This window comes from Rhodopseudomonas palustris BisB18 (assembly GCF_000013745.1).
Lineage (GTDB): Bacteria > Pseudomonadota > Alphaproteobacteria > Rhizobiales > Xanthobacteraceae > Rhodopseudomonas_A > Rhodopseudomonas_A palustris_F.
The window spans coordinates 54979-67229 of sequence record NC_007925.1 but is presented as its reverse complement, the minus strand read 5'-3'; the positions used below and the strand labels follow the sequence as shown (position 1 = coordinate 67229).

At 67.0% G+C, this 12251-nt stretch carries 12 protein-coding genes and 2 tRNA genes; 2 read left to right on the top strand and 12 right to left on the bottom strand.

Annotated features, from left to right (window positions below; translation table 11 throughout):
• Window position 1 precedes the first annotated feature (1 nt).
• From folD to RPC_RS00300, 3 genes are all read right to left on the bottom strand, one after another.
• On the bottom strand, window positions 2–889 hold the full coding sequence (gene folD / locus RPC_RS00310; RefSeq protein ID WP_011470546.1) for a bifunctional methylenetetrahydrofolate dehydrogenase/methenyltetrahydrofolate cyclohydrolase FolD: 888 nt from the start codon (window positions 887–889) through the stop codon (window positions 2–4).
• A 115-nt stretch (window positions 890–1004) separates the two neighbouring features.
• Complete coding sequence (locus RPC_RS00305) at window positions 1005–1328, bottom strand: DUF167 domain-containing protein (protein WP_011470545.1); 324 nt, start codon at window positions 1326–1328, stop codon at window positions 1005–1007.
• A gap of 42 nt (window positions 1329–1370) precedes the next feature.
• Window positions 1371–1661: a YggT family protein gene (locus tag RPC_RS00300; RefSeq protein ID WP_011470544.1), complete on the bottom strand. Its 291-nt coding sequence runs from the start codon at window positions 1659–1661 to the stop codon at window positions 1371–1373.
• Between the two features lie 196 nt (window positions 1662–1857).
• Here RPC_RS00300 and RPC_RS00295 point away from each other — a divergent pair.
• A tRNA-Ala gene (locus RPC_RS00295) sits at window positions 1858–1933 on the top strand.
• 200 nt (window positions 1934–2133) lie between these two features.
• Here the strand turns inward: RPC_RS00295 and RPC_RS00290 are convergent.
• The 3 genes from RPC_RS00290 to RPC_RS00280 form a co-directional block, all read right to left on the bottom strand.
• Window positions 2134–2955, bottom strand: a complete 822-nt coding sequence (locus RPC_RS00290) for a glutamine amidotransferase (protein ID WP_041801210.1) — start codon at window positions 2953–2955, stop codon at window positions 2134–2136.
• A 119-nt stretch (window positions 2956–3074) separates the two neighbouring features.
• Complete coding sequence (locus tag RPC_RS00285) at window positions 3075–3854, bottom strand: SDR family NAD(P)-dependent oxidoreductase (RefSeq protein ID WP_011470542.1); 780 nt, start codon at window positions 3852–3854, stop codon at window positions 3075–3077.
• A 278-nt stretch (window positions 3855–4132) separates the two neighbouring features.
• On the bottom strand, window positions 4133–4645 hold the full coding sequence (locus RPC_RS00280; protein WP_011470541.1) for a TerB family tellurite resistance protein: 513 nt from the start codon (window positions 4643–4645) through the stop codon (window positions 4133–4135).
• Between the two features lie 365 nt (window positions 4646–5010).
• Between RPC_RS00280 and RPC_RS00275 the strand changes: the two genes are divergently transcribed.
• Entirely contained in the window at window positions 5011–5316 is a 306-nt protein-coding gene (locus tag RPC_RS00275; RefSeq protein ID WP_011470540.1) for a hypothetical protein, read from the top strand.
• A 55-nt stretch (window positions 5317–5371) separates the two neighbouring features.
• On the opposite strand, the gene RPC_RS00270 is transcribed toward RPC_RS00275, so the two are convergent.
• The 6 genes from RPC_RS00270 to RPC_RS00245 all read right to left on the bottom strand — a co-directional run bounded on the left by RPC_RS00270 (window position 5372) and on the right by RPC_RS00245 (window position 12197).
• Window positions 5372–6817, bottom strand: coding sequence for an adenylate/guanylate cyclase domain-containing protein (locus tag RPC_RS00270; protein WP_011470539.1), 1446 nt, complete (start codon window positions 6815–6817; stop codon window positions 5372–5374).
• 7 nt (window positions 6818–6824) lie between these two features.
• Entirely contained in the window at window positions 6825–8213 is a 1389-nt protein-coding gene (locus RPC_RS00265) for a cytochrome P450 (protein WP_011470538.1), read from the bottom strand.
• Between the two features lie 223 nt (window positions 8214–8436).
• Window positions 8437–8661 (bottom strand): hypothetical protein, encoded by a 225-nt coding sequence (locus tag RPC_RS00260; protein ID WP_011470537.1) that lies wholly within the window; start codon window positions 8659–8661, stop codon window positions 8437–8439.
• A gap of 186 nt (window positions 8662–8847) precedes the next feature.
• A tRNA-Thr gene (locus RPC_RS00255) sits at window positions 8848–8923 on the bottom strand.
• 189 nt (window positions 8924–9112) lie between these two features.
• On the bottom strand, window positions 9113–10798 hold the full coding sequence (locus tag RPC_RS00250; RefSeq protein WP_011470536.1) for a heme biosynthesis protein HemY: 1686 nt from the start codon (window positions 10796–10798) through the stop codon (window positions 9113–9115).
• Between the two features lie 7 nt (window positions 10799–10805).
• On the bottom strand, window positions 10806–12197 hold the full coding sequence (locus tag RPC_RS00245; protein ID WP_011470535.1) for a COG4223 family protein: 1392 nt from the start codon (window positions 12195–12197) through the stop codon (window positions 10806–10808).
• Window positions 12198–12251 lie beyond the last annotated feature (54 nt).

The following is a 12251-nucleotide window of genomic DNA, read 5'->3' as shown; positions in this document are numbered from 1 at the left end:
CCTACACCGCGGGCTTCGGCAGTCCGTGGATCGCGCAAGCGGCGCGCAGCGTGTTGACCAACAGGCACGCCACCGTCATCAGCCCGACGCCGCCCGGCACCGGCGTGATGGCGCCGGCGACTTCCTTGGCCTCGGCGAAGGCGACGTCGCCGACCAGTTTGTCCTTGCCGCCGTCCGGCGACGGCGTCCGATTGATGCCGACGTCGATCACGGTGGCGCCCGGCTTGATCCAATTGCCGCGCACCATCTCCGGCTTGCCGACCGCGGCGAACACCAGGTCGGCCTGCCGGCACAGCGCCGGCAGATCGCGCGAGCGCGAATGCGCGATCGTCACCGTGGCGTTTTCGTTGAGCAGCAATTGCACCAGCGGCTTGCCGACCAGATTGGAGCGGCCGATCACGATGGCATTCATGCCCTCGAGCGACGCATGCACCTGCTTGGCCATGACGATGCAGCCGAGCGGCGTGCACGGCGTCAGCGCGAACAGCCCGGAGGCGAGCCGGCCGGCATTGACCGGGTTGAGGCCGTCGACATCCTTGGCCGGATCGACCGCCGCGATCACCGCATTGCTGTCCAGCCCCTTCGGCAACGGCAGCTGCACCAGAATGCCGTGCACCGCCGGATCGGCGTTGAGCTGGCCGATCAGCGCCAACAGCTCGGCCTGCGGCACGTCGGCGGGCAGCTTGTGCTCGAACGACGCCATGCCGGCTTCCTTGGTCTGCTTGTGCTTACTGCGGACATAGACCTCGCTCGCCGGGTCGCTGCCGACCAGCACCACCGCAAGCCCCGGGGTTACGCCATGATCGCGCACCACCCGTGCCACCTCGTCGGCGAGTTTGCCGCGCAACTCGGCCGAGATGGTTTTTCCGTCGATGATTCGCGCGGTCATGTCGTCCCCTTCGGTCTCGTCTTCGAATCGCCGCGCTCCGGCAGCGGAAACGCGCGGCCTCTCCGATCGGGAGAGCTGAAAACTCCCCGTGCTATTGCCCAACTCTGAAGCTGAATCAATCCGGCTTTGGCGCGGTCAGCTTGCGCAAGGCCTCGCCGAGTTCGTTCGGATCGCCGTCGACCGCGACCTGTTTCAGCCGCGAGGTGGTCCCCGACAGCACCCGAACGGCGCGTTTCGGCACGCCCAGCGCCTTCGCCAGCAATTCGGTCACCGCACGATTGGCCTCGCCTCCCTCGGCGATGGCGCGGACCCGGACCTTGACCACGGTGCGGCCATTGGCCAGCGTTTCCAGCCCGTCGATGTCGTCGCGGCCGCCGCGCGGCGTCACCCGCAGCGCGACGCTGATGCCCTGGGCGGAATAGCGCCAGGCTTCGGTCACGGCCGCAGCCAAGCTCCGCGATGCGGCGTGAGCGTCACCGGCTCAGAACACGCTGGGATAGATGTAATAGGTGATCACCCGCTGCAGGAACATGATCAGCAGGATGACGATGATCGGCGAGATATCGAGGCCGCCGAGATTGGGCATGATGCCGCGGATCGGCGCCAGCACCGGTTCGGTGATTCGGTAGAGGAATTCCGAGATCGACGACACGAACTGGTTGCGCGTGTTCACCACATTGAACGCGATCAGCCATGACAGGATCGCCGATGCGATCAAAAGCCAGATGTAGAGGTCGAGGACGATCAGGATGATGTCGAGAATGGCGCGCATGGCGGGGGGTGGCTCGCGGGGGTTGGTCGCGGATTCGACTGTTCCGTAAATATCGATTCGGTCCACCGCAAACAAGGGAAGTTCCGAGTTAAAATGCCGGGCGAAACATCGGGTTCAGTCGTTCTTGACTTGGCCCGGGAGGGGACTGTAAATGGCGCCGTCTGCTGACTGCTTCGCTTGTCGAAGCGGTCGCGACGGGGCCATAGCTCAGCTGGGAGAGCGCGTCGTTCGCAATGACGAGGTCGGCGGTTCGATCCCGCCTGGCTCCACCAGCCTTCGCTTGCTTCGCAAGCTTCGGCTCGGCAAGCCACGCGATCTCTCGTGCGAAGCAAGGGAAGGCTGCCGCGGCGTAGCCCGCAGGGCGAAGCCGGGCCGCTCAAGATCTTCAGAAATCCAGCTCAGTCACACCATCCTGCCGCTTCGATAGCTTTGATTCGGCATCGCGCGATGCTCAGGCGCAGCTCGTGAGGCGCTATTCCGCCGCTTGCGCCATCCCGGCGTCGGGCACGATCAGCGGCATCTGCGCCAGCCAGACATTGAGAAATTCGCGCAGCCAGGCGCGTTCGGCGACGTCGTGGACGGCGCGGTCGCTGAAGTGATCGTGGCGCGGGCGGGCACCGGGCAGATCCATGCGGGCGTGGCCGCGCGTGGTCCAGCGATGCATCATCGCGTAGGTGACGTCGGGATGAAACTGGAAGCCGAAGGCATGGCCGGCGCGGAACGCCTCGACCGGGAAATCGCTGCCTTCGGCCAGCAATTCGGCGTCGACCGGCAAATCGAAGCCTTCGCGATGCCAATGATAGACTTGCTCCGGCCAGTCGGCGCAGATCGCGCGGCCGGCTGCGGTGGGGCGGATCGGGTAATAGCCGATCTGCGCGCGGCCTTCGGCGTGCGGCGCCACCCTCGCCCCGAGTTGCACCGCCAGCATCTGGGCGCCGAGGCAGATGCCCAGAAACGGCCGATCTTCCTTCAGCGGCACCGCGATCCAGTCGATCTCGCGGCGGACGAAGTCGTCGGGGTCGTTGGCGCTCATCGGACCGCCGAAAATCACCGCCCCGGCGTGATGCTCCAGCGTCGCCGGCAACGGATCGCCGAATCGCGGACGGCGGACGTCGAGCGGATGGCCGAGCAGCCGCAGCGCGTTGCCGACCCGCCCGGGCGTCGACATTTCCTGATGCAGAATGATCAGCACCGGCCGCAGATCGGCAACGTGCGGCGCAATCGACGCCGGCAAGACCGCGGTCGGGAGCCGCACCAGTTCCCCCGCACCAATGTTAGTCCGTTGAAACGACATCCGTTTTTCTATTCGGCCGGCGACGGGTCATCATACCGCCGTTTGCGAAAATCCGGAGAGAAATTTGTGAGCAGGCCGCCGACCAAAATTGAGGCAAGCAATCCGGCCGCTCCGGCCGCTTAGCGTCGCCGCAGTTGAAATTTCCCGACGCCCGCCAGCACGAAGCCGCGGGGAAACAACCGCAGCAGCAGCGGCACGATCTTGATGCCGAGCCCCGGCAGCACCGCGCGCTTGTTGGCCATCAGCCCCTCGAAGCCCTGGCGGGCGACATCCGCCGCCGAGACATTGAGGATCGCGCTGTCGAAGCCCGGCTCGAATCCGGCATGCTGTTGGAATTCGGTCAGCACCGGACCCGGACACAGCGCGGTGACGCGCACGCCGTGACGGCCGAGTTCGGCGCGCAATGCCTCGGTAAACGACAGCACGAACGCCTTGGAGGCGTAGTACACCGCCATGCCGGGTCCGGGCAGGAATCCGGCGATCGAGGCGACGTTGAGAATGCCGCCGTGATGCTTGATCACGCTGGCGGAAAACCGCAGCGACAAGTCGGTCAGCGCCCGGACATTGAGGTCGATCATGCCGAGCTGGGCGCCGCGATCGAGCTCGGTGGCCTGGCCGAACAATCCATAGCCGGCATTGTTGACCAGGTATTCGACCTCGACGCCGGCCTCAGTGAGCGCCGCCGCGATGGCGTCGCCGGCATCGGGCTGGCGCAAATCACAAGCGATCACCAGCGGCTTGGCGCCGCCGGCCGCGACGATCTCCTCCGCCAGCGTATTCAGCCGCTCCTCCCGGCGCGCGACCAGAGCCACCCGATGATGATGAGACGCAAAGACACGCGCCAGTTCGGTGCCGATACCAGCCGAGGCACCGGTTATCAACGTCACGCGTTCAGTCACGGCAGAACTCTTCGATCGATGAAGTTTTTCGGCGATGCGCTGTGGAGATGACCACAGCCCTCATGCGGGAAGCAAGAGCCGTGCAAGCCGATCGGATGCTCCGAACGGACGAGCCGCGACGTATTAACAATTCTTAATGTCCCGGACCGTAGCCCGCTCGCGTCGCAACGACCGAGTCCCGGCCGCGGGCCGAATTTCGTCGGTCTCCGTCTGCGTCATGAATCGCCCGGCTTGAGATCGTCCCTACGGGCGCGACGTCTGCAGCCGACGTCTGCAGCCTAAGTCTCGGCGACTTGGCCGGCCCCGGAGGCATAAGCGACCGGGCCTTCGGCCACCTGGTTTTTTGCCACCTGGCGCTTCAGGTTGATGCGGTCACGGGCCGAGACCGCCAGCAGATCGGCGGCGCGCCAGACGACGTTCTCCTCGAACTCGGTGACGTTGGCGTCGGCATAGACCAACTCCCACATCATCTCGATGATGCGCAGCCGCCCCTCTTCGTTGACCGTGCGCATGATGACGCTGGTGAAACGGTACAAATCGACCGCGTCGCCCTCCGCCAGGGTGGCCGACTTGATCAGTCGCGCCGTCGTGCCGGGATCGAGCCCGAACCGGGTTTCCAGCAACTCGTGAAGCTTGCGGCGTTCCACGTCGGACGGTTCGCCATCGAGCGAGATCACGTGAATCAACAACGCGGTCGCTGCCAGCCGATAACCCGTATCGTCGAAAGCGAGGTCGTCCTCGGTCTCCGGCGCCACGACGTCGGCGATGAATTGGCGCAGTCGGCTCAGCATGAATTTGACCGGGGTTGGACAACGGATGCGGCAAGGACCGTCGTCTGTGAAAGAAATTCTATGACTGAAACTGCAACGCTGGCAATCCCGCGGTGTTCCGGGCGCCTTCATTACGGTTAAGAAATCTTTGGCGGGCGGGCCAACGCCTGCAATTCCGCCGCCCGCCCGCCCGCGGCGATGACCGCACTCCCGACAGATCAGTCAGTCCGTCGACCGACCGTCAAAAAACCGACAAGCCCAGCTGCTATCACTACGCGAAAAGCGCTCAGTTAGCAGAGCGCTTCGGCAATTTCAAAAAGCTGTTTTCGTCGCCAAGGATCATGATATAAGTAATTGCTTCTTCTCGATGGAATGAGGGGGGCATCTTGGGTGAACTCTACGATTGGCTGATCGATCAGCATCACGGTCTTCGGACCTACAAAGCCCTTTACCAAAAAGCACATCAGCTGGCGCAGAGCGCCCCGCGTCATCGGGCACTCTACAGGATGCTCGCGCTCGTCGTCAGCGACCACATCGACGCATTCGACGAACAACCGGTGCCGACCGCGCTGGCGGAAGCAGCCTTCCATCGGTTGCTCGGCGTCGTCGCAGCGGCCGAGAACTCGCTTCATGCACCGGATTCGGAGCAGATCGTCACGCTGAACCGGATCGCAGAAGAACGCTTATTCTGATCCGCAAATCGTGAACCGAACCGATCGATTGGCGGTTCGGTTGTTGCGAGCCGCGCTATGGGATCTCGTACACCACCACCTGGTCGGCGATGCCGCGCAGCGCCGCCTGCTTCTGGATCGGGGTGATCGCCGCCCGGCGCAGCAACGCCGCCACCGCCGGCGCCGCGATCACCGTGCCGGTGATGTGGATCGCCTGCGAGGTCGCCAGCCCCTGCACCCGCGAAGCGATGTTGACGGTCTGGCCGAAATAGTCTTGCCGCTCGTTCAGCATCACCGCCAGGCACGGCCCTTCATGGATGCCGATCTTGACCACCAGGTCGTTGCTGCCGCGCTCGGCATTGAGCGCGTCCATCGCCGCGCGCATCCGCAGGCCGGCGGCCAGCGCCTGCTCGGGCGCCACGAAGGTCGCCATCACCGCGTCGCCGATGGTCTTCACCACGGCGCCCTTCTCCGACGAAATGATCTCCAACAGCGCGCGGAAATGCGCCCGCACCAAGTCGAAGGCGGCGAGATCGCCGACCCGTTCGTACAGCGCGGTGGAGCCCTTCAGGTCGGTGAACAGGAAGCTCAGCGAGGTGATCTTCAGCCGCTGGTCGATGGTCAAGTTGTCGGCCTTGAACACGTCGCGAAAGGTCTGGTTGCTGAGGATCCGTTTGGCGGTCAGAAACGGTTTGCGTTGCCCGAGCAGGTGATGCAGCGCGTCGGCCGCAATGAACACCGAGGGCAGCACGCGGGTGTCGGTGCGGTTGTCGAGCGACAATTGCAGCGGGCCCGGCCGCAGCGTGACGGTCTTGGTCGGCGCCGGCAGCTTGTGATAGACCAGCGACAGCTGCTGCGCCTCGTCGGTCGGCTCGCCCTGCACGTCGATGAATTGCGCCGCGTGGGTCACCGGTTCGAACACGATGATGAACTCAGGCGGCAGTTGCAGCGTGCGCGTCACGCTGCGGCCGATCGGCAGTTCGACCGCATCCAGCGTCACCTCGCCGGTCAACGAGGCAAATCCCTGCTCATTGAAATCGACGCCGGAGCTCCAAAACATCTGCCGGAAATACTCCCAGATCGGCATCGTGCCGGGATCGTGCGCGGCGATCCGCCTCACCCGCGGCGCCACGGTGAATGCCACCTCGACCTGCTTGTCGACCGAGGCTTCGTAGTCCGAGGCGCACAGCCCGCAATGATACTCGTCCGGCCGTAGCGATTTCAGCGTGTTGTGGGCATCGAGCACGCCGCCGCAGCCCGGACACAGCACGTTCCAGCTCAGATCGAACAAGCCGAGCCGCGAGGCCTGCAGGAATCCGGAGATCACCCGCTCCTCGTCGAGTTCGCGACGCGCGGAAAAATCCAACACGTTGATGCGATTGAGATCGCGGTCGCAGCCTTCGGCCACCAGCCGCTCGATCGCCGCGGCGACCGCGGGATCGGCGGCCTGTTTCAGCGCGGCGAACTGCGCGGAGCTGTCGCTGTGCACCACAGGCTGGTTCGGTGTCGTGCGAATATCCAAGCAAACCTCAGCGGGGCGTCAGGCGAAACATCGGGGAATAATCGGGTTGCGTGGTGACCACGCCGATCGGCATCACCGGCGCGGCGTTGAGGAGTTCGACCCGGAACCGGCCGACGATGCCGGACAGCGCCAGCGTGGCTTCGACCAGCGCGAAATGCGCGCCGATGCAGACCCGCGCGCCGACCCCGAACGGAAGATAAGCGAAACGATCGGGCGGCGGACTGCCCGGCATGAAGCGCGCCGGGATGAACGCACCGGGATCGTGCCACAGCTTCTCGTGGCGATGCAGCAGCCATGGCGCGATCAGCATAACGTCGCCTTTCCTCACCGCACTGCCGGCGACGACGTCCGGCCCTGCGGCGGCCCGCGCGATCAGGAATGCCGGCGGATACAGCCGCATGGTCTCGTCGATCACCGCGCGGGTGAAGGTGAGATGCTCGACCTCGCGCGCATGGTTTTCCGGTTGGCCGCGAACTTCGGCCGCCAGTTGATCCTGGCTGTGCTGATCGAGCGCCAACAGATACAGCGCCCAAAACAGCGCTGTGGCGGTGGTTTCGTGGCCGGCCAGGATCATGGTGGCGACTTGGTCGCCGAGCTGCGGTTCGGAAAACGCCTCGCCGGTTTCCGGATCGCGCGCCGCCCCCATCAGGTCGAACAGATCGCGCGGCGGCGCGCCTTCGGCCTTGCCGGCGGCGCGGCGCTCCGCCATCAGCTGCGCGATGAACGCCGTCCAGCGCCGGCGAAATCCGGCGCGGGCGAAATCCTGCGGTGTCGGAAAGGCCAGCGGCAACAGCAGATCGAGGAAATTCGGCCGCGCCAGCCGGGTGCCGTACTCGATCACGAAGTCGCGCAGCGTGCGGCCGTGCCGCCCCATCGCGAAGGAAAACATCGTGCGGCCGGCGATCTCCAGCGCCATCCGCTGCATCGCCTCGCGCAGATCGATCGGCCGTCCGCGGGCGGCGTCGAACTCGGCGAGCATCTCGTCGATCGCGGAGCGCATATGCGGCACCAGCGTCGCCACCGCGCGCGGCGTGAAGGCCGGCGCCAGGGTGCGGCGCTGATGCTTCCAGGCGCGGCCCTCGGCGAGCAGCAGGCCGTCGCCGAGCATCGGCCGCAACACCCGAATGCCCGCCGCGGTGCGGATGTAGTTCTCGTAATTGTCGACCAGCACTTGGCGGATCGCGTCGGGCGTATTCAGGATGAAACTCGAGCTGCCGAAGAACCGGCCGCGGACCACGTCGTCCTGATAGGCACGATCACCCCAACTGGCGATCACGTTGTTGCGGATCGCCGCAAGCCGGCCGAACGCCGTCATGGTCTCAGGCGCGCGCGGCGGCGCCGGCGGCAGCAGCGGCCGGCGGGTCAACGGCATCTGAGAGGCTTCGGCTATGCTCACAAGGACCTCGCTGGGCAGGAAGCGATCCGGTCGCGCTCGCCATAGCTAGGAACGCCGGGCCGCAGCCGCAACGAAACGCCGCACAGGCGATCCCTCACTGATCAGTGAGGTCGGCGGTCCGGCCGGCCGGGAACCCGGCGCGCCGGCGCTGGGCCGCACAATCTTGACCATCCCGACTTTGCCGGGCGGGGGAACGCTCGCCAAGATCCGGCGCGGGCGCGGCCTACCGACCGTTGTCGGCCAAGGCCTTGGCGCAGGTCTTGCTGAGCTTGGCGCGGTGTTGCTGCAGGCAGGCCAGGATCACCATGTCGCCATCGTTCATCTGGGCGCGGCAGAACCGCTGCACGTCGCGCGCGCAGCCGGGATCCTGACGCTGCCCCTGCCCCTGCTGCGCCTGCGCGCTGCTGGCCAGCAGCAGAGCCGCAATGATGCAAAGAAATCGTGCCATCAATCGACCCATCGGAAATTGAAAAATAAAACTGCCGCGCGAGCCGGCATCGCCGACAATTTTACTGCGCCTCGCTCCGCGCCGCAACGCATTCCGCGCCACCGGATCGGCGATCGCCGGGATCAATCCGGAATGTGGCGAAGACTGGCGGTTGCGGCGCAGGACTGGGGAGGGCCGAGGAAGAGCTGGTGCCGCAAGAGGGATTCGAACCCCCGACCCCGTCATTACGAATGACGTGCTCTACCAGCTGAGCTATTGCGGCACATCAGGCGGTTGGCCTGATCTCAAATCGTCGGACGGCGGCCGGGGACCAAGGATCGACGGCAGCCGAGCGGCGCGAGCCGCCGCTACATAGCCGGAAAGCTCGCCGTGGTCAAAACCATGCGGGCCTGTCCGACGGAATATCAAGGACTAAGATCGGAGCCCCGAAGCGGAGCCGATCAGGCGCCCCTCAATTGTCGCGGCGCGGCCGATAGCCCCGCCAATTGCCGGCCTGGCTGGCAGCCGGATTGGCCTTGTCGTCGAAATCGCCGGTCGCGGCCTCGTCTTCATCGATCCCCGGGTCGTCGGGGGCGCGGACGATCGGGATCACTGGCGCTGCGGCGGAGCGCTGCGGCCGATGGAACAGCGGCGGCGATGATTCGGTGGGGCCGACCACCGGCGCTTCGGCCGCGGGCTTGCTCTCCATCACCACTTCGACCGGGGTGCCGGAGGTCTCCGGCTTGCTCGGTTCGGCTTTGCTGACCTCCGGCGTGGCCGGCTCGGACGTCACGCCCTCGGTGACCTCCTCGGTCGGCGATTCGATCAGCGTCTCGTCGAACAGATCGGATTCCAGCACCACCGCCTTGTTGGTCGGCAGTTCGGCGAGCGGCGTCGTCCATTGGAAGGCGTCGAGCCGGCCGGTCACCGGCGACACCGGCCGCCAGCGGTCGGAGACGCAGCCGTCGGCGGTCCACACCGGGTCGCGCAACGCCCGCACCGCCCGCAGCGTCCAGGCCCGCGCGCTGCGCGAATCCTTGCGCTCGGTGTGCTCGATCTCGGCCATCAGCATGGCGACCCGCTGGGTCGGCGCGTCGACGAACGGCATCAGCGCGCCGCGGGCGCGATTGAAGTCGCCGGCGTCGATCGCCGCGCGGGCCACCGCGACCGCGCCTTCGGTATCGCCGGACGCCTTGGCGGCCAGCGCTTCCACCCGTTGCAGCCGCACCTGCGCGCTATCGCCCGGCTTGATGTGGGCATAGGCCTCGGCCAGATCCGGATGCGGATGCGCCAACCACGCGGTCTCGATGGTCTTCATGGCGCGGCGGATCTGATGCGCCTCGCTGAGATATTTGCTGGCCAGCACCGCGGCCGGCACCAGTGTCGGCGCCAGCTTGACCGCTTCCAGCGCGCTGTCGCGCGACAGGCTGACGTCGGTCTCCTCGCATTCGATCGCCCGCGCGGTCAGCAGCACGCCGCGCAAACGCCGATAGGTCTTCTTGTCGATCAGCCCGGAGGTCAGGTTGGTTTCCAGGATTTCCAGCGCCCCGGACCAGTCGCCGCGGGCGCAACGGAAGCCCAACACCGCCTGCGAGGCCCAACTGGACGCCGGCGATAGCCGCAGCGCCTCTTCGGCGATGGTCAGCGCGGCGTAGGGGTCTTCGGCGCGTTGCGCCTCGATGAACAGCCCGCGCATACCGAGCGACTTGGTGTCGTCGCGCCCGGCCATCGCCAGGAAGGCGCGCTTGGCGCCGTCACGATCGCCGTCGAGCTGGGCGGATTGCGCCTGCAGCAACAGCGCCAGCGGATCCTGCGGCGCATGCCGCTTGGCGGCATTGGCGTGGGCGCGGGCGATGGCGGCGTCGCCATGGCCGACCGCGAGCAGCCCCTGGGTGATGGCGCGGCGGGCGCGGGCCTCGCGGCGCGCACGGCGGCTGCGCCTGAGCCGGCCGGGCGAGCGCAACACCCCGGCGAGGATCGTCCAACCGAGCGCGACCGCGACGATGGCGGAAAGCAGCGCCAGCGCGGCCACCGCCAGCGTCATCTCGGCCTGCCAGCCGCGCCAGGACAGCACCACATTGCCCGGCTGCTCGGCAAGCCAACCGGCTCCCGCCGCAGCCGCGGCAATCACGACAAGAAACAGAATGATACGGAGCATCGGAGTCCTATGGCGATTTTTTCGGGAGCGCCGCCATCGCGGCGGCAGCGAACTGACGGGAAACGGCGAGAGCGGCGTCGCGCGCGGCGACTTTGTCGAGCCAGGGCTGCGCCGGCGCGCGATCGGCCGGCTCGAGCAGATTGAGTTCGCGCACCGCTTCGGCGAGATCGCTGCGTTGCGCCGCGACCGCGATGCGGGCGACGATCGCGCCACGGTCCTTGGCGGTGGCGGCGTCGGGCCGCTGAATCCGAACCATGCGATCGGCGCCGGCCTGCAGCCGCTCGATGATGCTGGCGGTGCTGTCCGGGCCGCTCGGGCCGGGCGCAAGCTTCGGCAGCAGCGCCACCAGTTCGCGGGCGAGCACGGTGATGCTCGGCACGCCGGTGGATGCGAAGGCGTCGAGCGGCTTCAGCGTTGCGGCGTCGGGCGAAAGCGGCTTGGCGACGGTCAGCACGCCGGCATAGGGCTCGCCCTGCCGCACCGAAACGTCGAGCAGCATCGCCGCCACCACGCGGCGCAGCGCGGTGTCGTCCGGCGCTGCCGGCACCGCCACCGGCGTCGTGGCGGCGCGCTCCAACTTGTCGAGGCGTTCGTCGAGCGGCGCTAGATCAATCGTCGGCGCCGGCGTCTTGACCGCCTGTTCGAGCTGGCTGAGCCGCTCATTGAGCGGCGCGAGATCGACCGCGGCCGGCGTCTCGCCGGTGGCCACCGCGGGCGCGGAGCCATCGGTCGGCGCGGTTTTCAGCGCATTGACGGCGGCAGACAATTGCGCGGATTGGGTGCGGGCGGCGGCGAAATCGTCGCGTAGCGCTGCGATGGATTTCTCCACCGCGTCAATTCGGGGAGCCAGCGTGGCATCGGCCGGCGCCGCCGAGGCGGCTGGCGTCGCCGCAGCGCTCGACAACGCCGCGACTTTGGATTCCACACCGGCGACCCGCGCGGTCAGGGCACCGAGCGCGGCATTATCGTTTTGCACGACCACGGGGGCGGCCGGCGGCGGCGCCAGATTGGGACCGAGCGCGAACCAGGCCGCACCGACCACGATCGCGGCAGCCACCGCGCCGGTCAGCGCCGGCACTGCGATCGACGGCGACCGCGGGGCTGGCTCGGACACAGGGCTCGGCGACTCCGCGGCCAAGCGTTCGCTCTCCGCAGCTTCGGCCTGTTGTGTTACGGCGGGCTCGGCAGCCTCGGGCGCGACCTCGTCGCCGCCAGGCGGCAGCACCGCCTGCGGTGCGATCTGCTGATCGATCTCGGGCGCCGGTTGCTCTGCTGGCGTCTCGGCGTCGACCGCCGGCGCGGAATCTTGCGGCGGCTGGGAATCCTCCGGCGGGGTCCGATGTTCCGACCGGTTCGCGTCCGTCGCAGAGCGATTGTCGTGGGGCCTGACCTTGACCATCGTAACCTTCCTCATCAGCGTCGCGGCCGAATCCGTGTCGATTCGCCGTCTCTT

What these genes read in the sequence shown, in the direction of transcription:
- folD (WP_011470546.1), bottom strand. Translation starts at nt 889, where the DNA reads ATGACCGCGCGAATCATCGACGGAAAAACCATCTCGGCCGAGTTGCGC.
- RPC_RS00300 (WP_011470544.1), bottom strand. Translation starts at nt 1,661, where the DNA reads ATGCGCGCCATTCTCGACATCATCCTGATCGTCCTCGACCTCTACATC.
- RPC_RS00290 (WP_041801210.1), bottom strand. Translation starts at nt 2,955, where the DNA reads ATGTCGTTTCAACGGACTAACATTGGTGCGGGGGAACTGGTGCGGCTC.
- RPC_RS00280 (WP_011470541.1), bottom strand. Translation starts at nt 4,645, where the DNA reads ATGCTGAGCCGACTGCGCCAATTCATCGCCGACGTCGTGGCGCCGGAG.
- RPC_RS00260 (WP_011470537.1), bottom strand. Translation starts at nt 8,661, where the DNA reads ATGGCACGATTTCTTTGCATCATTGCGGCTCTGCTGCTGGCCAGCAGC.
- RPC_RS00250 (WP_011470536.1), bottom strand. Translation starts at nt 10,798, where the DNA reads ATGCTCCGTATCATTCTGTTTCTTGTCGTGATTGCCGCGGCTGCGGCG.
- RPC_RS00245 (WP_011470535.1), bottom strand. Translation starts at nt 12,197, where the DNA reads ATGGTCAAGGTCAGGCCCCACGACAATCGCTCTGCGACGGACGCGAAC.